The sequence below is a fragment of the Pseudomonas sp. ZS1P83 genome (assembly GCF_054897825.1).
Genome location: NZ_CM142706.1, coordinates 175,942 through 199,238 on the forward strand (window position 1 = coordinate 175,942; position 23,297 = coordinate 199,238).

The following is a 23,297-nucleotide window of genomic DNA, read 5'->3' on the forward strand; positions in this document are numbered from 1 at the left end:
AAGGCAGGACCGTTCGTGTAGCAACTATTTTTGTAGGGCAACTCTGAAACACTCTTCAGAAAATAACCCCAAGGCCGATGGCTAGGCTGCATATCGCTTTCTACCCCTGTCCATCGGTGTATCCCCCATGTTCAACAAACGCTTGAAGCAGGAGCTGTCGGCTCTTCGCGAAGAACTCTCCAGCCTCCAGCAAGTGAAGGAAAGTCTGGAAAGGGAGATGCTGGTCCTGACCCTCAATGCCGATGGGCGGATTCAATCGGTCAACCAGAACTTCATCGGCGAGATGCTCTACAACAGCAACGACCTGATGGGTCGACACATCGAAGACATCGTCCCGGCCCATGTGAAATCGGACGAATTTCACCACCGTTTCAAAGCCGCGCTGACCCGTGGCGAGCACTTTGCCGGCGCGGTGCGCTTGTTGCGCGGCAATGGCCAGGAAGCCTGGCTGCGCTCGATCGTGCAGCCGGTTCGGTCGGCGGACGGCCGGATCAAGCTCTTCTCGATTTACTCCAGTGACCTGACCCGCACCATCGAGGCGTCCCGTGATCATGAGAACCTGATCGGCGCGCTCGTGCGCTCCACGGCGGTGATCGAGTTCGACCTCAATGGCAACGTGCTGGCAGCCAACGACCGGTTCCTCAGCGGCATGGGCTACAGCCTGGCGCAGATCAAGGGCAAACATCACCGCACCTTCTGCCAACCGGAGGATTACAACAGCGCCGCGTACCAGGAATTCTGGCGCCGCCTGAATGCAGGCGAGTTCATCGCCGACCGTTTCAAACGCGTCGACAGCCACGGCCGCGCGGTCTGGCTGGAGGCTTCCTACAACCCGGTGGTCGATGCCAACAACAAACTCTACAAAGTGGTGAAGTTCGCCACGGTAATTACTGATCAAGTCAATCAGGAGCAAGCCGTCGCCGAAGCGGCCAACATTGCCTACAGCACCTCGCAGCAAACCGACAGCAGCGCGCAGCGCGGTAACGCCGTGGTGACTCAAGCAGTGAGCGTGATGCGTGATTTGGCCAAACACATGCAGACCGCCGGCGAAGGCATCGAAGCGCTGAACGAGCAATCGCTGGTGATTGGCACCATTGTCAAAACCATCAGCGGGATTGCCGAACAGACCAACCTGCTGGCGCTCAACGCGGCAATCGAAGCCGCTCGGGCGGGCGAGCAGGGTCGTGGTTTCGCGGTGGTGGCGGATGAGGTCCGGCAATTGGCTTCGCGTACCAGCCAGGCAACCGATGAAATCGTCGGCGTGGTGCGTCAGAACCAGGACATGGCGCGCAACGCCGTGGCGCTGATGACCGAAGGCAAACTCCAGGCGGAGCAGGGGCTGGCGCTGGCGGCAGAGGCGGGTACGGTGATTGTCGAGATTCAGGACGGTGCACAGAAAGTGGTGAACGCGGTCGGGCAGTTTGCCAATCAGCTGGCGACTTGATACCTGCCATCCCGGTGGAAATCGCTACAATCGGCGTTTTCCCCAGGAGCAGCCATCATGAGCGTTTCTCACCGCCGTCCGGTTCCCTTGGCCAAGGCTTATCGTCTGCTCAACCACGGCCCGACCGTGCTGGTCAGCGCGGCCCATGACGGCCAGCGCAACATCATGGCGGCGGCCTGGGCCATGCCGCTGGATTTCGAGCCGCCGAAAATTGCCGTGGTGCTGGACAAGTCCACCTGGACCCGGCAATTGCTGGAGGCTTCGGGTACGTTTGTGCTGAATGTTCCCTGCGCCGCCCAGGCCGATATCGTCCAGACCGTGGGTTCGACGTCCGGCCTGGAAATAACCCGGGACCAAGGCCGGGACAAGTTCCAGGTCTATAGCTTGCCGACCTTCAGCGCTGAATTGATTGATGCGCCGATGCTCAAAGGTTGCGTCGCCTGGCTGGAATGCCGACTGCTGCCTGAACCCGACAATCACCAGCAGTACGATCTGTTCCTGGCCGAAGTGATTGCCGCTCAGGCAGACGAGCGGGTGTTCAGTGAAGGTCGCTGGCACTTCGAAGGGCAAGACGCGTTGCGCACCTTGCACCATGTGGCGGGTGGACATTTCCTGAAGATCGGCGATCCGGTGGACGGCAAGGCCTTGCAGCCGTAAGCAGCCTGTCACACCCAAACGTCATTATGGGCAGTGCGCTCGCCACCTTCGTTGCCAGTGTTCAGCACACCCTTGGGTTCGATCAGCAGGAGTTTTACCTCCTGCTCGGCAAACGGTTTGTGCTCGACACCTTTTGACACCACATACATTTCGCCGGCGTTCACCAACACGTGGCCATCGCGAAAGTCGATGCGTAATTGCCCTTCGAGCACGATGAAGGTTTCGTCGGTATCAAGGTGATCGTGCCAGATGAAATCCCCCAGCAGTTTCACCACCTTGAACTGGTAGTCGTTCATCTCGGCGATGACCCGAGGTGTCCAGTGCGGGCCGATCTTGGCGATTTTTTCAGCGAAATTCAGGCTTTCGTAAGCTTTCATGAAGCAGCTCTCGTGGTTGATTGTAAATCCACGATAGCCCGCGCATCGGCGTGCTTCTTGAACGATTGTGCGTGGCTCAGCGGCGGTGCATTTTCATCCAGCGGGCCGGCGACAGGCCGTAGGTTTTGCTGAACTGCCGGGTCATGTGGCTTTGATCGGTAAAGCCGGCGATTAGCGCGGCGCTGACCAGTGACTCGCCCTGGATCAGCAGCGAGCGGACCAGGTCGAGGCGGCGCATGGTCAGGTATCGATAAGGGCTGGTACCGAACAACAGGCGAAAATCCCGCGACAGACTCCAGCGATCGCGACCGCTGTGTTGCGCCAGTTCTTCCAGCGTCACGCTGCGATCCAGGGCGCCGTGAATGAATTCCCGCGCGCGTTCGGCTGCCACGTAGTCGAAGCTCTGGCGGGTGGCAGGCACTCCGCAAACGCTGTTCAAGGCTTGAGCCAGATCGAACAGCGCATCCTGTTCTTCCAGTGGATCGAGGGGGCAATCGAGGCTTCGCAGCAGCACGGCGGTGGAGGCGAATAAACGTGGATCGGTCGACAGTCCGGTCTTGATGAACGGCAACGGCTGACCGCCGAGTATCTGCTGGATCAGCGCCGGTTCGATGTACATCATTCGGTATTGGAAACCGGTCTCGGTGCCGGCTTCGCCATCATGAACTTCGTCCGGGTGCAGCACCATGGTCCCGCCCGGCAGACTGTGGCGCCAGCCACCGCGGTACTGAAAACTCTGCACACCGGCCAGGGTATGGCCGATGGCATAGGTGTCGTGGCGGTGAAGGTCGTAACCGTGGCCTGCAAAAAACGCTTCGAAACGCTGAAGCCCGCCGACGTCGGGCGCGCGGTGGAACCAGTCGATGGGAGGCATGTGCTTGGCCATGGTGTTGTTGCCTTGTGCTCGTTGCGCAATACGTTACCCCACTGACCAGCCGCCTGTCTGCTGCCCATAGAATCTCCCGGCGGGTAGAAAATCCCGGACTAATGTTGCAAGGTGTTGCATATTTTTTAAGCCACGAAGGCGCCCCACATCATGGAATTATCCCACCTGAGCTACGCTGCTCCGTTGTTGTCGTTGGCGCTGTTATGGACGGTCGCGGTGGTGACGCCGGGGCCGAACTTCTTCAACACCGCACAACTGGCCGCCAGTTGCTCCAGACGCCATGGCGTTGTCGCCGCACTGGGCGTGGCCACGGGGGCCGTGCTTTGGGGGGTGGCGGGTAGTTTGGGTATCAAGTCGCTGTTCAGCGCTGCGCCGACGCTCTATCTGAGTTTCAAAATTGCGGGCGGTTGTTACCTGATCTATCTGGGTTTGAAGCAGTTCAAGCGAAAACCACCGAGTGTGCCGGGCGACAGCCGCTCGCTGAATGGGGCAGGTCGCACGCTGTTATCGGCTTATGGCCGGGGCTTTGTGGGCAACATGACCAATCCCAAGGCAGCGCTATTCGTCGCAACGATTTTCGCCACTGCCATGCCGGCTTCACCGCCACCGATGTTGCTGGCGCTAGCCGTGTTGACCATGGCGACCTTGTCATTCAGTTGGTATTGCAGCGTGGCACTGCTGTTTGCCAGCCGTCGGTTCGCGGGTGCTTATGATCGTTCGCGTCAATGGCTGGATCGCTTTGCCGGCAGTTGCTACTTACTGTTCGGGACGCATCTGTTAGCCAATCGTTGAGGAGTTCTGAATGAGCAAACTGCGGGTAGGCATTATTTTTGGCGGCCGTTCGGCTGAACACGAAGTGTCGTTGCAATCGGCGAAAAACATCGTCGACGCGCTGGATCGTTCGCGCTTCGAGCCGGTGTTGATCGGCATCGACAAGCAAGGCCACTGGCACCTTAACGACCCTTCAAACTTCCTGCTCAATCAGGAAAACCCGGCGCTGATCGCCCTCAACCGGTCCAACCGCGAGCTGGCCGTCGTGCCGGGCAAGGTCAGTCAGCAATTGGTGGAAACTTCCAGTCAGGAACTGCTGGGTCACGTCGATGTGATTTTCCCGATCGTCCACGGCACCTTGGGCGAAGACGGTTGCCTGCAAGGACTGCTGCGCATGGCCGATCTGCCGTTTGTCGGTTCCGACGTGCTCGGTTCGGCCGTCTGCATGGACAAGGACATCAGCAAACGCCTGTTGCGTGACGCCGGGTTGGCGGTCACGCCCTTCGTCACTCTGACCCGCGCCACCGCGACGCGCACCGGGTTTGCCGAGGTGCAAGGCAAACTCGGTTTGCCGTTGTTCGTCAAACCGGCGAACCAGGGATCTTCCGTGGGCGTGAGCAAGGTGAATGACGAAGCCGAGTACGCGGCAGCGGTAGAGCTGGCACTGGGTTTCGATGAGAAAGTCTTGGTCGAGTCCGCCGTCAGTGGCCGCGAGATTGAATGCGCGGTGCTCGGCAATGAAGACGCCATCGCCAGCGGTTGTGGCGAGATTGTGGTGCGCAGCGGGTTCTATTCCTATGACAGCAAATACATCGACGCTCAAGCAGCGGAAGTCGTGGTGCCCGCCAACATCAGCATCGAGGCCAGCGAACGCATTCGTGCCCTGGCCGTCGAGGCGTTTCAGGTGTTGGGCTGTTCGGGGCTGGCGCGTGTGGACGTGTTCCTGACCGAGAGCGGCGAAGTGCTGATCAATGAGATCAACTCGTTGCCCGGCTTCACCCGCATCAGCATGTACCCCAAGCTATGGCAGGCCACCGGTATGTCTTACAGCGAGCTGGTCAGCCGATTGATCGAACTGGCGCTGGAGAAGCATAAGGCGCGGCAGGCGCTGAAGATCTCTCGCTAGGCTGAATACAACAATAATTATTCGAGGAGACACGTCATGAAGGTCAGTGCACGTAACGTCTGGCTGTCGGCAGGGGCGCAATCGCGCTGGTGAAGGCACCGTGGGTCATGTTGATGCATTTTCAAGAGTCGACTGGCACCTGATCAAGCCTGCTTTACCGGCTTGATCAGGCTCTGCGCGGGTATCCCGAATAGATCGTGAAGTTTCCAGATCATCGGAAGTGTCAATGCACGTTTGCCATTGAGTACTTCGTACACTCGGTTTGTGCGACCAATGGCGGGTGCGAGGTCTGCAGCAGACAGGCCGGACTGCTCCATACGAAACTTAATCGCATCGATTGGATTGGGCAGGTCCACGGGAAACCGCTTCGATTCATAGGCTTCGATCAGCGTGATCATAATGTCGAAGTAATCACCCTCGGGGGTGCCAGGCTCTGGTTCGTTGTCGAACAACGCTGACACGTTTTTGAGGGCTGCACGGTAGTCCTCGTCGGTGTGAATGGGGCGAATGTTCATGGGTTACTCCATCTCGACGGTATTAGCGTCGACCGTGTCGTACTGCTTGTGAGTGCCGACAAATTTTATGTACACGGCGCCGAAGCGATAGGCCACAGCGACTACCAACCGAAAGTCATTGCCCTTGATGTTGAACACGACTCTGCGGCTTTTGAGAATACTGGCGGTAGCAAAGTGCGCCCTTATGTCCGTTGGCGCTTTCCACTCAGCATTTTTTGCCTCATCAATCCAGGCCAGAAAAGATTGCTCCGAATCCGGGTGTTTCTCCCAAAATCTTTTTAGCTGACTGATAGCGATGATTCTCATGGAGTGATCCTAGTCCCGTCGTGGGACTGATACAAGTCTTTGGAGGCGCATCCGATGTGCGGAGGAGTGAGTTCGACTTCGGTAATCAAGCACTGCCGACAGCTGATTTGATGAGTTGGGGCAGACGCAGAATTGGGAAAAACTGATCTTCAAACTTTATCTAAGAAGCAGTCATTTGTGGGTAGGAAAAGGCTGCGCGAAGTGGCCGATCAGGATTAGTCAGGCATAAAAAAAGGCCTACCTCCCGGTAAGCCCTTACTCATTCCTGCGTAAGACTCAATCCCCCAACGCTGCTCCCTCACGCCGCGGGTCGGCCCCTCCCGCCAACGACGTTTTCCCCTGCGCATCCTTCACCCGAACAATCGCCTGGGTCCCGCTGGTCATGTCGATCTCGTTGACGCTGTGCCCTTTGTCCTTCAGCGCCTGAATCAGCGCCGGGCTGAACTGCCCCTGTTCCAGTTCCGTCGGGCCGTTGCGGCTGCCGAAGTTGGGCAGGCTGATGGCGGCTTGTGGGTCGAGGTTCCAGTCGAGCAGGCCGATGGCGGATTTGGCGACGTACTCGATGATCTGCGAGCCGCCGGGGGAGCCGACGCTGGCGAGGAATTCGCCGCTCTGGCGGTCGAAAATCAGGGTCGGTGCCATGGACGAGCGCGGGCGTTTGCCGGGTTCGACGCGGTTGGCGACCTTCTGGCCGTTCTCTTCGGGGATGAACGAGAAGTCGGTCATCTGGTTGTTGAGCAGGAAGCCCTGGACCATCAGGTGTGAGCCGAAAGCCGATTCCACGGTGGTGGTCATGGACACGGCGCCGCCTTCGTCATCCACCGCCACCACTTGCGAGGTGGAGATGCGTAGCGGCGAGCGATCCGGCGCGTAGGCGACCTGAATGCCCGGCGGGGTGCCGGGTTTGGCCGTGCCCATGCTGCGATCCCCGATCAGCGCGGCGCGGCTGGCCAGGTATGTCGGGTCCACCAGACCTTTGACGGGGACGGGCACGAAGTCTGCGTCGGCCACGTACAGCGCGCGGTCGGCGTAGGCCAGGCGCTCGGCCTCAGAGATCAGGTGCACGGCTTCAGGCGCCGGTTCGATGCCCGCAGCTTTGTTTGTCTTGACCGGCTTTAGTGGCGCCAGGGCAAAACTCGGGTCATGGGTTTCCAGGGCCTGCAAGGTGCCGAGGATCTGCGCCACGGCGATCCCGCCCGACGACGGTGGCGGCATGCCGCAGACCTGCCAGCGTTTATAGTCGGTGCACAGGGGCGCGCGCTCCTTGGCGTTGTAGCCGTTGAGGTCGTTCAGCGACAGGCTGCCAGGGTTGGCGTGGCCCTGAACCTTGGCGACGATCTCTTGTGCGATGGGGCCTTTGTACAACGCATCCGGTCCTTCCTTGGCGATGCGTTTGAACACAGCGGCCAGTGCCGGGTTTTTCAGCGCGGTGCCGACGGCTTTCGGACTGCCATCGGCATTCAAGAAGTAGGCCGCCATGTCCGGCGAGCTTCGCACGGACGAGTCCGAGGCGATCAGCTGGTGAAGGCGTGGCGAGATGGCGAAGCCTTGCTCCGCGAGTTTGATGGCCGGTTCGAACAGCTGCGCCCACGGCAGGCGACCGTGTTTCTGATGGGCCAACTCAAGTGCCCGCAACACGCCCGGTGTCCCCACCGAACGACCGCCAATCTGCGCCTGGGTGAAGGGCATCGGTTTGCCATCGGCTTGCAGGAAAAGCTTCTCGGTGGCGCCGGCCGGGGCGGTTTCGCGACCGTCATAAGCGCGCACGGCCTTGCCATCCCACAGCACGATCAACGCGCCACCGCCAATGCCCGAGGATTGCGGCTCGACCAGCGTCAGCACGGCCTGCATCGCAATCGCGGCATCGATTGCCGAACCGCCCTGACGCAACATCTCCCGTCCGGCCTCGGCCGCCAGCGGATTGGCGGCGGCTGCCATGTGTTTTGAGGCGTGTTGGGTCTGCAGATCGGCGCGATAACCCGAAGCGATTTCCGGCGCAACAGGCAACGTCGAAGTGGTCGGGGCGCTACAGGCTGCGAGGGTTAAAGCAGCAGCGATCAGCGAAAGGGCTGACAGGCGATAGTGGCTCGAGTGGAAGGCTGAGAACACGTGGGGGGCACTCCGTCCGTGGGAAAGATCAGGGGACTTTATCGGCCGACAGGGAGCGACGCAAACCAAGGCCTACAGCAAAGACACTTTCGTCCTTCGTGAAGTGGAGGATTTTCTGTAGGGTCGAGGCAACAGACTGGCCAGAAGATCAACAAGAGGCAGACATGCAGACCGAGTTCCCCACGCAGCCAAGTTACCGCACTCAGCGTGATCAATTCCTGGCCGCTGCGACCGCAGCCGGTGCGGCGCTGACCGAGTACCCGCATCCACTCAACGGGCCGTTCGGTGAGTCACTGAGCACCGGTGTGGCGGTGCTTGGTGATCCGGGCGCGAAGCGTTTGCTGATTGCGCTGAGCGGCACTCACGGCGTTGAAGGTTTCTATGGTTCGGGATGTCAGATCAAGTGGTTGCAGGCGTTGGGCAAGCGTTCGTTGCCGGCCGATGTCGCGGTGGTGATGATCCACCTGATCAATCCCTGGGGCACTGCGTGGCTGCGTCGAGTCAACGAAGACAACATCGACCTGAATCGCAATCACCTGAATTTCGACCACGCATTGCCGGATAACCAAGCCTATGCAGCGCTGCATGAAATCTATGCCTGCACGGAGTTGCAAGGCCCTGAGCGTGATCGCGCCGATGCGTTGCTCAATGCGCAGATCGGCGAACACGGCTGGCCAGCGGTGATGTCGATTGTCGAGGGCGGCCAGCACTGTCATCCCGATGGTTTGTTTTACGGCGGACGGGCACCGAGCTGGTCGAACCGCACGTTGCATCAGATCCTTCAAAAGCATGTCTCCCATGCCGAAGTGGCCATGTGTTTCGACTTGCACACCGGCGCCGGGGAGTATGGTCATCCGATGTTGCTGACCATTACCGAGGCAGCCTATCCAGCGCTTGCAGATGCGCAGGCCATTTACGGCCCGTGGCTCTACACGCTGCTGACCGGCGCCGACACGCTGAGCGAAACCGGTGTTGCGGCCACCGCCACCGGCTACACCTCGCAGGCGTTGATCAATGCGCTCCCGCACGTGCGGTTGATGCCGTTTGTGATTGAGTGCGGGACGTATCCCGGCGCCGAGGTTCATCGTCATCTGCGCGACGATCACTGGCTGCACCTGCACGGCAATCCAAATGATGGCGTGGGGCGCGCGATAAAACTGAATCTGCTTGAGCAGTTCTATCCCGCTGACAGCGACTGGCAGGCGATGGCCTGGCTGCGTACCTGGCAGATATGGGAGCGGGCGTTGTCAGCGTTGCCGGCGATTTGTTCCTGATGCGACTTCTTGAGTGGCTCGGCGTAGGGGCACGCCCCACAGTTCGCTCCTACGGAAAGTTCGCGCACTTCAAGGTGCGTGAAGGGTGTGCGTGAAACCGCGAAAACATGCCGGCCGGTACTTGACGCGAGCCTTCCATGGGGTTGTTTCCCCAAATGGGGGAGAATGAACACTTCAGCTCTGAGTAGAGCAGGTTTTGATTCACTCCAGTGCCCCGCAGACGAGATGCGCCCGACACATGGGATGCGTCGGAGGCGATGGCAACGCCCTTCCTAAACTCGAGCACATTGGTCCTTCAGTACATGCGTAAATCAGATCGGCTATTCCAGGTAGTAAACCTGATCCGGGTACATCAGCCGATTACAGCGGAAGACTTGGCAGGGCGTATCGGGGTCTCAGTCCGCACGATTTATCGGTATATCGACGACCTGTCTGTGAGCGGTATTCCTCTCTATGGCGTCGCTGGCGTTGGGTATGCTCTGCACGAAGGGTTTGAGTTACCGCCTCTGACACTCACCCAGGATGAACTCGACGCGCTGATGTTGGGCGTTGAGATGCTTTCAAATTCAGCAGGCACTGAACTCGCTTCTTCTGCAAGGACGCTGTTGAGCAAAGTTGCTGCGGTATTGCCGTTTCGCAATACAGAACCATCACTCTCCAATATCCGCGCGTTGAGGGCTAAGCCCGTCACACCAGACCAACGATATTTGGACGATCTCCACCGCGCTATTCAGCAGGCGAGAGCCGTCCACTTTTCATATTTCAGCTTGAGTGAAGAGATCTCGCACAGGACGGTGTTCCCCTTGGGCCTTTTCTACTGGGGAGGAAAGTGGACTGTCGGAACATGGTGTACGTCCAGAAAGGCATACAGAGACTTTCGAGTTGACCGGATACGAAGCCTGCAGATCATGAAGGATGGACAGAAGCTTGAGGCGCAATGGAACCTGCGGTCATACATGCAGTTTCAGTCTGATCAATGGGCGGCCCAACAACCTCTCAAGCACTGACAGTACGGTGTCAGTACGACCCCAAGATACTGGTCGCTCCTCACCACACAATTGGAGTGACATATGACGCAGAACAGCCATGTACTCGAGCTAGCAATCTTTACCGTCAAGGAAGGCTTCGAAAGCCAAATGCCTGAGTTGCGGCTGATGCTTCGGGAAACCCTCAAAGGGTTTGATGGGTTGATTGAGTTCTCAGGTTATTGTCCCGAACCACAAGGCCGTGTTTTCGCTGACTTGGCTAAATGGGACAACCTTGAAAATGCTCAGAAAGTCGCACAGGCATTCGAGGGTGGAGATCCGAGATTTGCCCCTTACGCCCAGGCGATTGAAGCGCTTACGTTCATGGGACATTTTTACCCTGAGTAGAAGCTCAGCGCCCTACTCTTAGGCTCCCTTCGCGCCAATGCGGTATCGGAAAGGGGGCGGCGTTTTATCTCGGATCGCTTTATTTGGGCTTGTATCCCCTCGGTTCAATTATTTGTCGAGGATACGCAGGGGATACACGGAGGGAAGGTATAGAGAGAGACAGGGAGAGATAGCCAGAAACAAGAAAGCCCGCACTAGGCGGGCTTCTTGAGGTTGTTTAGAGACTCATGGAGACATCTGTAAACAGGTACTTGGTGGCTACACAGGGACTTGAACCCCGGACCCCAGCATTATGAATGCTATGCTCTAACCAACTGAGCTATGTAGCCAAGTGGCGCGCATTATTGGCTCGTAACGATGATGTGTCAAGCGTAAATCTAAAATATTTCTCTACGCTTTCAACCGCTTATCCAGCTGACCCGAAAAACCGGGCGAGGGGAGGGCGTCAACTGAGCTGAAATCTCCCGGTATTGGCACTCAATGCCTTGCTGCCCTGGCTCAAGGTGTCCGCCGCCAGGTTCACCGCCCGCGCGCCTTCGAGCAAGCGTACCGCCGCCTGATCGACTTGCTGGATGTTGCCGCTGACTTCGTCGGCGGTGGTCGCTTGCTCGTCGACCGCAGTGGCGATCTGCGCCAGCGTGTCGGTGACGCTTTGCACGGCACTGGCAATTTCCCCCAACCGTTCGCCCAGGCCAGTGACGGCTTGGGCGTCGGATTGAGCCTGCCCGCACGCGGCTTCCATCAAACTTACCGCTTCGTTCACCGTGTTGCGCAGGCTGTCGACTGTGCCGGCAATCTGCGCGGTGGAGGACTGGGTGCGTTGCGACAGGCTGCGCACTTCGTCGGCCACCACCGCAAAACCGCGACCTTGCTCACCCGCGCGAGCGGCCTCGATGGCGGCGTTAAGTGCCAACAGGTTCGTCTGCTCGGCAACCCCGCGAATGGTGTCCACCACCAATTGAATCTGCTGCCCCTGCTCACTGACCCGGCCCAGTGCTGCAGCGGTGTCGTTCAAGCGCTGATTGAGTTGCTGAATGCTTGCCGTCGTGCGCTGGCTGTCACGGCTGCTGTCGGCGGCGATGCGCTGGGTGTGCTGAGCGCTGCCGGAGGCCTGTTCACAACTCTGGGCAACCCCTTGCGAGGTGGCGGCCAATTGTGTGGCGGCCGCGGCGATCTGGCTGATCTGCAGCTGCTGAGCTTCGACTTCCCCCAAGGCACCGCTGGAATGATGGTTGAGGGTGCGCACCGCGTTGCTCAGCTGCAAGGTTTCATGATCAACCCCCAGCAGACTGTTGCGCAGCTGCACTACCGCGACATTGAGGGCGGTGCTGATGGCGGCCAGTTCGTCGCGCCCCTGCACCGGTACTTGAAGGCTCAGATTGCCGTCACGCAATGCTTCGGCCAGCAGGGTGATGCCGCTGGCGCTGCGACGGATCGAGGCTTGCAAGCAGATGAACAGGTACAGAGCGGCCAGCAGCAGGCAGCCAAAAATTGTCGCGACGAGGATGAACTGGCGAATGGCCGAACCGTGGTAGTAATCCAGACGCTGATCCAGCGACACCAGCGACTGCTGACGCAACGCAGCGAAATCGGAGAGCAGGGCGTCGAGATTGCGTTCGAACTCTTCCGGCTTGAGCTTGATGCTGCCGCCGAACACGCCGTCATCGAGGGCTTTCAACGCTGCATCCAGGTGCTTGAGGCTGTCATGGTATTGCCCGGACCAGGCTTGCAACGCACTGGGCAGCCGCGCCTCCAGCAGGCTCGCGGTTTTGACAAGCTGCTCCCGGGCATCGCCGATGCGGCTGCGCAAGTCGCGCAATTGCAGACGGCTTTGCAGGGTGAACTGTCCTGATACCACTGATGCCTGGCCGACGCTGGCGAGGCGGCCGACTCGTTCGATCAGGTCTGGCGCGTGCTGCGTGGAGATCTGGGTCAGCAGGTAAGTTTCCAGCCACGGTGCGAGGGTCAGGCGATTATCCATGGCGATCTGCTCGCGCAAGGCTTGCAGGGCACTCAAGGCATTGGTGAAACGATCGTAACCGTCCGGCCACCAACCGACGCTGCTCAGGCTTTTCGAGTCCAGGCCGTTGAGGGCTGTTTGCAGGGTTTGATAACGGGCCAGGGTTTCGCCCTCGGCGCCTTCGGTTTGCAGTGCGTTGCCGAGGTCCGAAGTGGCTTGGGTGACGGCGGGCTGAACCGTATCGAAAGCAGCCATCGCCGCGATCGTCGCTGGCGTCGGCTGGCGATTGGTTTCTGTGGCGCGCCAGCGAGCCGCGCGGTCACGCTGGGCGGCGAGCAGGTTGTCGAGAGCATCCAGGGCAAGCAGTTGCCGAACCCCGGCGCGTTCGCCGGAGATCAGGTTCAGTTTGTCGCGATAGTCCTGACCGATCATCCACAGACTGCCCGTCAGCGGCAGGATAAACAGCAGAAACAACAGCTGAAATTTGCGTGCGAAACCAAAACGGCCCAGCAACCCGATCCCCGGTGATAAAAAAGCCTGCATGCCCCAAAACTCCTCTGGACACCACGCACCATCGGCGTGCGTCGAGACCGTTGCGGCCGCGACGTGTGCCCTTTTAAAAGGCCTCGAAAGTTCACCCTCGTCAGCTCTGTAGGCCGACTCTGTGGCGAAACTTCCCATTCTCGGTCCCCTTTGTAAGGGGCCGCGGTGAAGCGGATTACAGAGGCAAGATTCAGACCATGGCGTTGCGCTATCACCTTTTCGGCGATGAAAGTCGAGGTCGTTAGCAGGCTAAGGGGATGGCGCTGATGCACTGAAAAATGGCACATTGACGCACCTGCCTGTGTGCACCCATCTGTTGTACGGAAACTCTTATGGCTATCAGCAATGTCCAGACCGAAACTCTGTCTGCGTCCGCGACTTCACAAAGCAGCCCATTGGTCATGCGCATCATTGGCGCCGTGGCGCTGGCGCATTTGATCAACGACCTGATCCAGTCGGTGCTGCCGTCGATTTATCCGATGCTCAAGACCAACTATGGCCTGACCTTCACCCAGGTTGGGTTGATTACTTTGACGTTCCAGCTGACGGCTTCGCTGTTGCAGCCATGGGTGGGTTATCACACCGATCGACACCCTAAACCCTGGCTACTACCGGCCGGGACAGTCTGCACGTTGATCGGCATTCTGATGATGTCAATGGTGGGCAGTTTCCCGATGATTCTGCTGGCGGCCGGGTTGATCGGTATCGGCTCCTCGACCTTTCACCCGGAAGCTTCTCGCGTGGCGCGGCTGGCCTCGGGCGGGCGATTCGGTTTGGCGCAATCGACCTTTCAAGTGGGAGGTAATGCGGGTTCGGCTTTTGGGCCGTTGCTCGCCGCAGCGATCATTATTCCTTGCGGTCAGGGCCAGGTGGCCTGGTTCGGGTTGTTCGCCGTGTTCGCGCTGTTCGTGCTCTACCGCATCAGCCGCTGGTACGCCAATCACTTGAGCCTGTTCAAGCTTAAGCAAGGTCAGGCGGCCACTCACGGCTTATCGAAACGTCGGGTGATCAGCGCATTAGTGGTACTCGGATTGCTGGTGTTCTCCAAGTATTTCTACATGGCCAGTTTCACCAGTTATTTCACGTTCTATCTGATCGAGAAATTCGACCTGACGGTGGCCAGCTCGCAGCTGCATCTGTTCCTGTTTCTCGGTGCGGTAGCGGCGGGGACTTTCTTCGGCGGGCCGATCGGCGACAAGATTGGGCGCAAGGCGGTGATCTGGTTCTCGATCCTCGGCGTCGCACCGTTCACCCTGTTGCTGCCCCACGTGGACCTGTTCTGGACCAGTGTGTTGAGCGTGGTGATCGGTTTCATTCTGGCGTCGGCGTTCTCTGCCATTGTGGTCTACGCCCAGGAACTGGTGCCGGGTAACGTCGGGATGATTGCCGGGGTGTTCTTTGGCCTGATGTTCGGCTTCGGTGGGATTGGCGCAGCGTTGCTCGGGCATTTGGCGGATATCCACGGCATCGAATACGTGTACTTCCTGTGTTCGTTCTTGCCGTTGTTCGGGGTGTTGGCGATCTTCTTGCCACGGACCAAAAAAGTCTGACCCGGACCGACCGGTATAGAAACGAGTAATGTTGAAACGGGCGTCAACAGCCGTGATTGCTATTCGCGCAAATCACTATCCTGGTGGACACTTCGCGCCTTTCCAGACTCGTTAACGATGCGAGCAGTGGCGTTTGACAGGAATCAATTTACCGCCCATCACGGCATTGTCTTCAGCGTTTCAGCGTCACACCCAGTAACCGGGTCGGTCTCAGGACGCTCCATTTCGGGGAAGTGAAATCGGCCCATTTTGAGGTCAGCAGTGCAAGTTACCGGCTTATCACGCTGGCGATGTCATCGTCAGTCTGGACGCTCTAGTCAGCGGCGACATCGGACCGCAGCGCTCGGTGTCTTCCATGATCATCAAGTCCCAAGGAGCATAGGCCCATGAGTCTCTACAGTCAGTATGCGTTGGCCTGCGTGGGGATGATGATGCTGCAATCGCGGTAGTGGGGGCGGGGTCTTCGATGTTCTTCAATCGGAGTAAGTACCGAGTGTGAGATAGAGGAGCCGCCATAGCATTTGTTGTGCTGGTTTTATCCACGAAAAAACAGGCACAAAAAAGCCGTGTCTAAACGCGGCTTTTTGTTGAGCTGTGTTACAGGCTCAGGTACTGCTTTTGCGGAAACTGCCGGGTGTGATGCCGACTACTTTTTTGAAGGCTCGGGTCATGTGGCTTTGATCGAAGAAGCCGCAAGTGAATGACGCTTCTGCGAGACTGGATCCGGTGCGCAGCAGTTTTTGGACCTGGGCGATTCTTTTCTGGATTTGAAAGCTGTGGGGGGAGACGCCAACGCTTTTTTTGAACACCCGGATCAGGTAAAGAGGGTCAAGGTTCACCCATTGCGCCAGTTCTTCCAGAGACAGATGTTTGTCGAACTCGTCTTCGAGCTTCCTCTTGATCTTTTGCACTGCGTGCTGCTCAGCCGCACTGACGGGTTCGATGGGCGCTCCGCTGCGCTCGAAGAGCTGCGTCACCAGATCCAGCAGGATAGTTTCCCGTTCAAGGCTGGAGGGGGATTTTTCAATGATTTGATGTTGATGCAAAAAGGTCCGGGCGAAGTCGGGGGCCTGGCTCAGAGCTGTTTGAAAAAGATGAATATGATCGTCTGAAAAACGCCCTTGAAACACTATCCGATTGACCCATTCGGGGTCGATATAGAGCATTCGATACATCCAGCCCTCATCATGGCCTGGCAAGCCGTCGTGGATCTCCCCGGGGGTAATGGTGACCACACTGCCAGCGACCCCCATGTAGTAACTGCCGCGATAAAAAAGTTTTTCAACACCGCTACTTATAACGCCGATAGCGTATCGGTCATGTGAATGTCGGCCGAAAGATTGAGTGCTGTAACGCGCTGATAGCAACTCACAGTCGCCTTCGGGTATACGCCAGAATTGAACAAAGTCCTTGTCTTTTTGAGGGGCTTTGTGACGGCGATTTTCGTCCATGAATTGTCCAGTTTTGTGCAATACGTATGAAAAAAAGGTCGCTAAATTTAGCACCTATTTCATCACACAAGCTAGGGGATGCGATGTCTACAAAACTGGTAGTTGGGGATTTTAATAAGTCTTCATGGTCATTTCGTGCGTGGCTGGTTCTTGTGACAGCGGATGTTGCATTTGAAACCCTTCAGATCAAACTGGAACAAAGCGACACCCGCCAGCGCATTCTGGAGCACTCGCCTTCCGGCAAGGTGCCGGCGCTGCTGCTTGATGATGTCGTCATCAACGACAGCCTAGCCATCAGCGAATACATTGCCGGCACCTATCCGGCCGCCAATCTTTGGCCCCAAGATTCACGGGTCAAGGCCCTGGCACGAGCCGCTGCGGCAGAGATGCACTCCGGTTTCACCCACCTGCGCACGCAGATGTCGTTTGGACTGAACACCGGTGACATCCCAGAAAGCCTAACCGCCGAGACCCGAGAGGAAATCATGCGGGTATTCGCTATCTGGAATCAGCTCCGTGAGGTGAGTGGTTCAACACAGTTCCTCTGCGGTGACTTCGGCATTGTTGATGCGATGTTTGTTCCGGTGGTGTTCCGCTTCCGTCGTTATGGTATTGCCATCCCTACGCAACTGCAGGGCTATGTCGAAAACATCCTGGGTTATGCACCGGTACAACAATGGTTGAAGTTGGCCGCGCAAGAAGTTTAAAGAGTTGTGTTGCTGCTAACTATTAAAGCCAATTAGAAGTTAGTTGTTTTTTTGGGCGCGTGGCAGAAAAGACCTTTGGGGCTTTTCTGCTTTGTCGAGTCTGATGTTTGTTGCCCGGGGGAGTTGTGAGTGTTCATAAAAATAATACCGGTCTTTATCGCTGAGGTTTCTCATGTCGACTAATAACAATCGGGCAATCATTGAGTTGACCATCGGTGGACTGATGCTCAGTCTGTCTGCTCTAGCCGTCGCTTTCGCCCATATCGGCGCGGGTGGCGCAGGGTTCTATCGGATGGTGTTCGCCTCGATCCTGTTCTTCCTGCTGCTCAAGGTGCGCAAAACACCGGTGCTGCTCAAAAACGCCAAGGCGCAACTGTACACCGCGTTGGCTGGGGTGTTTTTGGCCATTGACCTGGTGCTCTGGCACCAGAGCATCTATATCGTCGGCCCGGGCATCGGGTCGATCCTGACCAACTGCCAGGTGTTCTTCATGACCCTACTGGGGTTGTACCTGTTGAAGGAAAAACCTTCGATCTACTTCCTGGTATCCATTACCTTGGCATTTGTTGGGCTCTATCTGTTGTTGCTACCCGAGATGACCAGTGCGGTAGGGATCAAGGGCGTGGTGTATGGCGTGCTGTCGGGGCTGGCGTATGCCATCTGCGTGTACTTCCTGAAGATCAACACTCAGTTGCCTGACGGCGGGGGTGACAAGATCGCACAGATGCTCAATTTGAGTCTTTGGGCGGCACTGGTTCTGCTGACATACGCGCTGGCAACTGGAGAAAGCTTGGCCATCGTGGATGGGCAAACCTGGCTGATGCTGATCATATACGGGGTACTGGTGCAGTTTGTCGGCTGGTTGCTGGTCAATCGTTCGATCGGAGCCATCAGCTTGGGGTTGGCCGGACTGATCCTGTTACTGGAGCCGGTGATCACGTATTTCATTGATGTAACCTTTCTCGGCAAGGCCAGCTCCACGCTGCAGATTTGCGGCGCGCTGGTGACTGTCTTTGCGGTTTACATCGGCTCAATCAAACCGCCTGAGAAAGCGCACCCTTTACCCGAAGCGACCTGACAGAAGGTGCTCCACCCCAGAGCTTTGAGCATCTGGCGGAATGAAGCCGCAACCATCTTTCGCCACAACTTCGAAGAGGGTGGCATTTTCCTGCTCTCGTTTGATGTGCTTGAGTTGGCATCAGGCGTCATACGCCGGTAGCCGTACCCATCAACAACCCAGATCACAATGGAGGAATATGGTGAGCCTAAGACGCAAAAATCCCCGTATCAGCGAGTGATTACGGGGATTTTGTGTCTATCGGATCCGCGGAAATCCACGGCCACTGTTACACGTTAAACCAGAAGTCACAGGGTATAGGCCTTATAAAGTCTAGATTTCAGTACGGTTAAACAAGCTTTATACCCGGTTTAGCGCCCGGTTTTGGAAGCTGAGTATGACTTGGCTTTCACCGCGATTGCGTTGCTCTCGGTACGCTGGGATACCTGACCAAGCATCGAAGTTCTTTTGCTAATAGGACCCTACTTGAAGCGACTAGATCGCGACCGGCCGGAGTCGACCCTGGCTGTGTAAAAACGCAGGTGCCATTTTGAAGTCTGCGCTGTACGTAAGGTCTGCCAGTCCTTGGTCAATCAGCGGACCTGAAATTCGCACAGGAACGCAGAACCATTGCCTACTTTCGCAAAGATAACGGCAATGCCATTCGCAGCGTCTGACGGCAAATCGTAAACACCTGTATCAAATCGTTGCGGCAACTCTAAGTGCCAACTCTGTTCGGTTTGTCACTTCTGCCTTGCGGAACAACGTATGGATCTGATTTCGGACCGTATTTGGGCTTGAGCCTAATTCCCGGGCGATCTGCTTGTTGCTGATTCCGCTGGCTACTAGCTTCAGAATTTCAACCTCCCTGGTCGTAAACTGATACCAATCCAGCCCTGCGCCTATCTGCTCAAGTGGTATACAAGGTTGGAAATCGTCAGCTGCGTGAATTTGAGCAGCATGTTGAACTAGTACTGTCACTAGGCTTTTGGCAGTTTCAACGTTGTTCCAGCGCTTAGTCGAACTAACGACAGCAAAGAGAAGGTTGTTCTCGTCGAGTTGGGTGGCGTGGACGGCAAACCTTCTACCAAGGGTCGGCTCCTGTAGGAGCAAGCGACGTCCTATGCAAGTGCATTTGCCGAGGTCTATCAAGGAAGGCGCTCTCACTGCAGCCCATAGGGCGAGCAGCGAAGCACAGTGGCTCTGCAGAGTTTCGGGCTCTTCGTGAATTTCGCCTTCGAGAAAGAGGATTTTCTTGAAGTGAACGGCGGGGCCATTCACAGAGGCGATACCAATGGCAGTGCAGTCCACGTCCAGGTCTAGAAAGGATGGCGTTCTGATGCTTGTTTGAAGCATTTGCCAACTGTTCCTGACGCTTTCCATATTCGCTCTCCCTGCCCGATGTAAGCACATCAGGTGCCCAGTTTCAGGCACCTGATGCAATTTTGATTTCGATTATATGGCCAAATGGTATCCCTCGCGACAGGTGTCGGCCGATTGGTACTTGTCTAGCAACATCCGCTTTCTGTGGAGCAGCAAGCTGCTGCCTGAGCCCCTTGAAAAGGAGCCAGCCCTTTGGTCACCTTCGGATCTCGAAGAGCAGGAGTGTTGCAATCGAAAGGCGCGGCCTGACCCAGCGGTGGTTCGTTCATGCTGCGAAGTCCGAGGAAGGCTCCTTGGTAAGGAGCACGCATCATCAGGTCATATGTTTTTGCACATACAGCGACCCGCTCACCACGGCGATACGCATGTCCATCATCATCGTGCACTTCAAGCCAAGGACCGCGATAGATAACAGCTTGTCCTAACTCCCAGCATGGGCCTTGTTTACCTTTGTATGCCTTGACGGTGCACATGCGTACTTCAGCATCGCCAATTCTGTCGATAGCGCTTGCTGCTGTTGGCGACCAATGGAAGGTGATGCCATGGAAGCCGGCTTGTTCGAACGCAGCTATCACAGCAGTTTCTGAAGGTAACCGAAGGGGCGGTCCGGCAGGTGCGGACCTGACGGTGTGGTGAGAGGTTAAAGGTTCATCGCTTACAAGTACTGCGCAGACTACGCAACCGGTTACGTTCAAAGCGCGGAATGCTTCCCCCAATACCTGTTTTTCATCCTCAGCATCCACACGATTGAGGGTGAAGTCCATCAGGATTCGACTGGCCCAGCCATCAGAAACAGCGGGCGAACGCTCAACACCAAATCGCAGTTTCTCCTCCAATGCGATGTAACCATCGATGTCACGAAGTAATGCGCCCTGGAGTAGTGGCTCAATAACGTTGGCATCACGTGACAAATCAGAAAGCGCCATTAGGCGCACGCTGCGAGCGTTGTCCATCATCGCGGCGCTTTTGCGTAGTCGTCGCGGATCGCTATCAGCGATGATCAATTCGCCGCGCATCTTATCTACACACATAGACAGCAACTCTGAATACGCACCTCCCCACCAAAGGATATGAGGAGTGGAGTCAGAGTGCTCATCTGTCTCGAGACCGCCGTTCACTATAGCAGCGGTGTGGATCAATTCACGTTGCCAAGGCTCCAGTCGAATGGCCGCGGTATCAAGCATGTTCATTGGCGGAAACGTCCCAGGCATCGAGGTGATCACGGTACTCAGTGCGAGCAGGCAGGTCCGCGCCGAAGCGCTCAAGGTACCGTTGGATGGGCTGAGAGGAACGTATAAATCGGTCTTGGCAGATTTGCAGTGTGCTCAATGTCGTTTCAGTGAAGTTCAGGCCACGCTGGCTCAAAGCATTGAGCCACTGACGGTCGAACTGCCAAGGGTAGGCACCGATTTCGAGGTTGGTCTGAGCGAACGTCAGGTAGCCTCGCTGGCGAATGTTGATGGCCTTTAGATCAATCGCTTGGAGGCTGTCGTAAAAAATTACGGTCTTGGGGCGCGTGACTTCGCAGAACAGCCGCCATAGGTCTTTCATCGACGGACTGGTCTGATCGTCAACGACCAGATTGACGTATTCACCTTCGGGCACCCACCGAAATACGCTTGCGATGCTGGCTTGGAAAACGTCCTGATGCAGGAGATTGAGCGCTTGGTCCGTAGCGACTGTATGCAGTTCGGCATGATGGCGATCGGAGAGCAGCCTTTCGATACCCATCCATTGTTGATAGAGGCCATAGCGCTTACCGCTGTAGCGACCATCAGCAGAGCTACCAATCACGATTGATGGTCTGACAACAAGGAATGGAATGCCACATTCAGCAACTACGCGCTCAGCTGCCCGCTTGGTCAGCGTGTAGTTGGTAGGATCGCTCGGCGGCTCAATCAGCGCCGTTTCTGGCACTACACCTCCAGAGTAGCCAGCGGAGTAGGCCGTAGAAACGAAGATAAAGAAGTTCACTCCTGCTTGTTTGGCAGCGATAGTAAGCCTTGCAGTGAAATCGACGTTCAGAGCTTGCAGCGCCTCATTATCGAAGTAGTCGAGGCAACCTGCGCAGTGAACTACCGTGTCCACTTTTCCTGAGCGAAGCATATTCTCCAGCAGCTCTACCGATGCCGTTTCAGCACCCTGCCAGTGAACAGTGGTCACCTTTTTCTCGAATTCGTCAGCACTTCTTCCCAATGCCAGAAGCTCACGCTGCACTTCTTCTGGAATACCAATCTTATGGTCACCTCGCCTGGTCGGGATGACCAAGTGATCTGCCCAGCCATCGCTAAGCACTTGAGCGGCCATGAGTGCCCCGAGGAATCCCGTACCTCCTGTTAGGAAGACTCGTTTTCCGTGGCGTGGGGTCTGGAGAGGCGTTTTCATCGGACCTCTCCACTCGTGAGACCAAGGTTAGTTTCAGAAGCTGCAACCAGTGCGTTATGAATCATCGCTTGGTCTGGCACTCCACCGTAGGAGACCAGAGTCTGGTCAACAATGATGATCGGGAATGCACTCAGACCATGAGCCATGAACAGCTCCGTGACTTGCTGGGCTACCGCGCCTTCTTTTGCGTTCAGCTCTGCGGATAGCTTCGGAAGGATCGATTGCGCAGTAGTCACGGTAATCGTGAGGACCGGCCAGTCCAGCTTGGCCTGCGTCAATGCGTTACGTGCTGCCGCTTCGATCTGTTCGTCAACCTGCGTAGTGCCTGGCATACAGCAACTTGCAGAGAGCACCACGATAGCTTCGGGCCCCAATGCGCGTTTGACTTGGGTGATATCTGCGTCCGAAGTCTTTTTGAAAAAATTGAGCATGTCTTGCCCTCTTTATTTAGATGGTTACAGCACGAGTGCGACAGCCAGGCCAAGGACCAGAGCGCAAACAATGACTGTTAGCGTGTGGGCTATCACCAGTGGGAGTTTGAAAAGCCTGAACAGCAGCATGATCTCGGGAGGGCTTGTGCCGATTGCCGCCACCAGAAAGGTCACAAGCGGTCCGACTGGAAACCCTTTCTCGATTAGGGCAAATCCGATTGGCAGTGCTGCTATGGGAGAGATGTACAGCGGTACGCCGACTAAGGCGCATGCCAGATACAGCCAGCCGGCCGGTAGTCGATCGACGAGGCTCATCAGTGTGTCTTTCGGTACGGCACCGTAGATCAAACCTCCGATGCACAAACCGATCAGCAGGTACGGCGCGACCGTCCGCAACTCCTGCTTCGCTGCAAGCCAAGCGAATCGACTCGCAGGTTGCCAACCGGGCCAAGTTCGAATCCCCTGGCCCAGGAAGGCGGCACTGCTCTTGGGGGCAGGTGTTATGGTCACGTGCCTTGCCAGGCCGAGCCTTCCTGCTACCACACCAGCAGCGGAAGTCAGGGCCAGGCCGCCGATGATGAAAACAGCGCCAGGGACAAAACCCACAGTGAGGAACAGCAGAATAAACACACCCTCGTTCACTACTGGCGAGGCCACCAGAAAAGCGAAACTGGGCACGAAGCCAACGCCTGCCCTGAGCATGCCGCTCAGCACGGGAATCGTGGAGCAGGAGCAAAAGGGCGTGATGACGCCCCCAACACTGGCGACAAATGCCGACCGCCAGCCTGAGGACCCAAGCAGCGAGCCTTGTGTCGCTTGAAAGGGCATACGTTGTTGCAGCATCACCACAAGCCAGGTGACCAGCAGGAAAAGCCCAATGAGCAGGGCACCGTCCATGAGTAGAAACTCGAAGAACGCTTGAATACCCTGCGTTAAGGTTGTGTTATCGGACATATGAGCTCCGCCGGTACTGATGAGAGCGGGCTGATGCA

The 23,297-nt window shown here is 57.0% G+C and carries 21 protein-coding genes, 1 tRNA gene and 2 pseudogenes; 11 read left to right on the plus strand and 13 right to left on the minus strand.

The window, feature by feature from the left end:
- Positions 1–217: 217 nt before the first annotated feature.
- The 3 genes and pseudogenes from ACYZT0_RS00870 to ACYZT0_RS00880 form a co-directional block, all read left to right on the plus strand.
- Positions 218–856: pseudogene (locus ACYZT0_RS00870) on the plus strand (PAS domain-containing protein); the annotation flags it as partial.
- 150 nt (positions 857–1,006) lie between these two features.
- Positions 1,007–1,444 (plus strand): annotated as a pseudogene (locus ACYZT0_RS00875) (methyl-accepting chemotaxis protein); the annotation flags it as partial.
- Positions 1,445–1,501: 57 nt separating this feature from the next.
- Complete coding sequence (locus ACYZT0_RS00880; RefSeq protein WP_462044243.1) at positions 1,502–2,101, plus strand: flavin reductase family protein; 600 nt, start codon at positions 1,502–1,504, stop codon at positions 2,099–2,101.
- An 8-nt stretch (positions 2,102–2,109) separates the two neighbouring features.
- On the opposite strand, the gene ACYZT0_RS00885 is transcribed toward ACYZT0_RS00880, so the two are convergent.
- Positions 2,110–2,478 (minus strand): cupin domain-containing protein, encoded by a 369-nt coding sequence (locus ACYZT0_RS00885; RefSeq protein WP_462044244.1) that lies wholly within the window; start codon positions 2,476–2,478, stop codon positions 2,110–2,112.
- Between the two features lie 76 nt (positions 2,479–2,554).
- A complete protein-coding gene (locus tag ACYZT0_RS00890) occupies positions 2,555–3,364 on the minus strand; it encodes an AraC family transcriptional regulator (protein ID WP_462044245.1) in 810 nt (269 codons plus the stop codon).
- Between the two features lie 150 nt (positions 3,365–3,514).
- On the opposite strand from ACYZT0_RS00890, the gene ACYZT0_RS00895 reads away from it, so the two are divergent.
- Together ACYZT0_RS00895 and ddlA are read left to right on the plus strand one after the other, a co-directional pair.
- Positions 3,515–4,156 carry a LysE family translocator gene (locus ACYZT0_RS00895; RefSeq protein ID WP_462044246.1) on the plus strand — a complete coding sequence of 214 codons (642 nt, stop codon included), beginning with the start codon at positions 3,515–3,517 and terminating at the stop codon, positions 4,154–4,156.
- A gap of 10 nt (positions 4,157–4,166) precedes the next feature.
- Positions 4,167–5,261 carry a D-alanine--D-alanine ligase gene (gene ddlA, locus ACYZT0_RS00900; RefSeq protein ID WP_462044247.1) on the plus strand — a complete coding sequence of 365 codons (1,095 nt, stop codon included), beginning with the start codon at positions 4,167–4,169 and terminating at the stop codon, positions 5,259–5,261.
- 143 nt (positions 5,262–5,404) lie between these two features.
- On the opposite strand, the gene ACYZT0_RS00905 is transcribed toward ddlA, so the two are convergent.
- The 3 genes from ACYZT0_RS00905 to ggt all read right to left on the minus strand — a co-directional run bounded on the left by ACYZT0_RS00905 (position 5,405) and on the right by ggt (position 8,191).
- Positions 5,405–5,776: a helix-turn-helix domain-containing protein gene (locus ACYZT0_RS00905; protein ID WP_449643099.1), complete on the minus strand. Its 372-nt coding sequence runs from the start codon at positions 5,774–5,776 to the stop codon at positions 5,405–5,407.
- A 3-nt stretch (positions 5,777–5,779) separates the two neighbouring features.
- The gene (locus tag ACYZT0_RS00910; RefSeq protein WP_462044248.1) at positions 5,780–6,082 is read right to left on the minus strand and encodes a type II toxin-antitoxin system HigB family toxin; all 303 of its coding nucleotides are present in this window, start codon (positions 6,080–6,082) and stop codon (positions 5,780–5,782) included.
- Positions 6,083–6,358: 276 nt separating this feature from the next.
- Positions 6,359–8,191 carry a gamma-glutamyltransferase gene (ggt, locus tag ACYZT0_RS00915; RefSeq protein WP_462044249.1) on the minus strand — a complete coding sequence of 611 codons (1,833 nt, stop codon included), beginning with the start codon at positions 8,189–8,191 and terminating at the stop codon, positions 6,359–6,361.
- Positions 8,192–8,355: 164 nt separating this feature from the next.
- Between ggt and ACYZT0_RS00920 the strand changes: the two genes are divergently transcribed.
- From ACYZT0_RS00920 to ACYZT0_RS00930, 3 genes are all read left to right on the plus strand, one after another.
- Entirely contained in the window at positions 8,356–9,465 is a 1,110-nt protein-coding gene (locus ACYZT0_RS00920; protein WP_462044250.1) for a DUF2817 domain-containing protein, read from the plus strand.
- Between the two features lie 302 nt (positions 9,466–9,767).
- On the plus strand, positions 9,768–10,472 hold the full coding sequence (locus tag ACYZT0_RS00925) for a helix-turn-helix transcriptional regulator (protein WP_462044251.1): 705 nt from the start codon (positions 9,768–9,770) through the stop codon (positions 10,470–10,472).
- A gap of 63 nt (positions 10,473–10,535) precedes the next feature.
- Positions 10,536–10,838, plus strand: a complete 303-nt coding sequence (locus ACYZT0_RS00930; protein ID WP_129441252.1) for a hypothetical protein — start codon at positions 10,536–10,538, stop codon at positions 10,836–10,838.
- A gap of 252 nt (positions 10,839–11,090) precedes the next feature.
- Here ACYZT0_RS00930 and ACYZT0_RS00935 read toward each other — a convergent pair.
- Positions 11,091–11,167 (minus strand) — tRNA-Met (locus ACYZT0_RS00935).
- A gap of 116 nt (positions 11,168–11,283) precedes the next feature.
- Positions 11,284–13,341 carry a methyl-accepting chemotaxis protein gene (locus ACYZT0_RS00940; protein ID WP_462044252.1) on the minus strand — a complete coding sequence of 686 codons (2,058 nt, stop codon included), beginning with the start codon at positions 13,339–13,341 and terminating at the stop codon, positions 11,284–11,286.
- A 332-nt stretch (positions 13,342–13,673) separates the two neighbouring features.
- Here ACYZT0_RS00940 and ACYZT0_RS00945 point away from each other — a divergent pair, with 332 nt between their 5' ends.
- Positions 13,674–14,891, plus strand: a complete 1,218-nt coding sequence (locus ACYZT0_RS00945; protein ID WP_462044253.1) for an MFS transporter — start codon at positions 13,674–13,676, stop codon at positions 14,889–14,891.
- A gap of 605 nt (positions 14,892–15,496) precedes the next feature.
- On the opposite strand, the gene ACYZT0_RS00950 is transcribed toward ACYZT0_RS00945, so the two are convergent.
- Positions 15,497–16,342 carry a helix-turn-helix domain-containing protein gene (locus ACYZT0_RS00950; RefSeq protein ID WP_462044254.1) on the minus strand — a complete coding sequence of 282 codons (846 nt, stop codon included), beginning with the start codon at positions 16,340–16,342 and terminating at the stop codon, positions 15,497–15,499.
- A gap of 83 nt (positions 16,343–16,425) precedes the next feature.
- Here ACYZT0_RS00950 and ACYZT0_RS00955 point away from each other — a divergent pair, with 83 nt between their 5' ends.
- Both ACYZT0_RS00955 and ACYZT0_RS00960 read left to right on the plus strand, forming a co-directional pair.
- Positions 16,426–17,049 (plus strand): glutathione S-transferase family protein, encoded by a 624-nt coding sequence (locus ACYZT0_RS00955; protein ID WP_462044255.1) that lies wholly within the window; start codon positions 16,426–16,428, stop codon positions 17,047–17,049.
- Between the two features lie 172 nt (positions 17,050–17,221).
- On the plus strand, positions 17,222–18,127 hold the full coding sequence (locus tag ACYZT0_RS00960; RefSeq protein ID WP_462044256.1) for a DMT family transporter: 906 nt from the start codon (positions 17,222–17,224) through the stop codon (positions 18,125–18,127).
- 678 nt (positions 18,128–18,805) lie between these two features.
- On the opposite strand, the gene ACYZT0_RS00965 is transcribed toward ACYZT0_RS00960, so the two are convergent.
- The 5 genes from ACYZT0_RS00965 to ACYZT0_RS00985 all read right to left on the minus strand — a co-directional run bounded on the left by ACYZT0_RS00965 (position 18,806) and on the right by ACYZT0_RS00985 (position 23,259).
- Positions 18,806–19,489: a response regulator transcription factor gene (locus ACYZT0_RS00965; RefSeq protein WP_462044257.1), complete on the minus strand. Its 684-nt coding sequence runs from the start codon at positions 19,487–19,489 to the stop codon at positions 18,806–18,808.
- Between the two features lie 125 nt (positions 19,490–19,614).
- A complete protein-coding gene (locus tag ACYZT0_RS00970) occupies positions 19,615–20,679 on the minus strand; it encodes a hypothetical protein (protein WP_462044258.1) in 1,065 nt (354 codons plus the stop codon).
- Positions 20,666–21,874 carry an SDR family oxidoreductase gene (locus tag ACYZT0_RS00975; protein ID WP_462044259.1) on the minus strand — a complete coding sequence of 403 codons (1,209 nt, stop codon included), beginning with the start codon at positions 21,872–21,874 and terminating at the stop codon, positions 20,666–20,668. Before ACYZT0_RS00975 ends, ACYZT0_RS00970 begins: the two co-directional genes overlap by 14 nt.
- Positions 21,871–22,305, minus strand: a complete 435-nt coding sequence (locus tag ACYZT0_RS00980; RefSeq protein ID WP_462044260.1) for a hypothetical protein — start codon at positions 22,303–22,305, stop codon at positions 21,871–21,873. The genes ACYZT0_RS00975 and ACYZT0_RS00980 overlap by 4 nt, the downstream gene beginning before the upstream one ends.
- A gap of 24 nt (positions 22,306–22,329) precedes the next feature.
- A complete protein-coding gene (locus ACYZT0_RS00985; protein ID WP_462044261.1) occupies positions 22,330–23,259 on the minus strand; it encodes a permease in 930 nt (309 codons plus the stop codon).
- Positions 23,260–23,297: the final 38 nt, after the last annotated feature.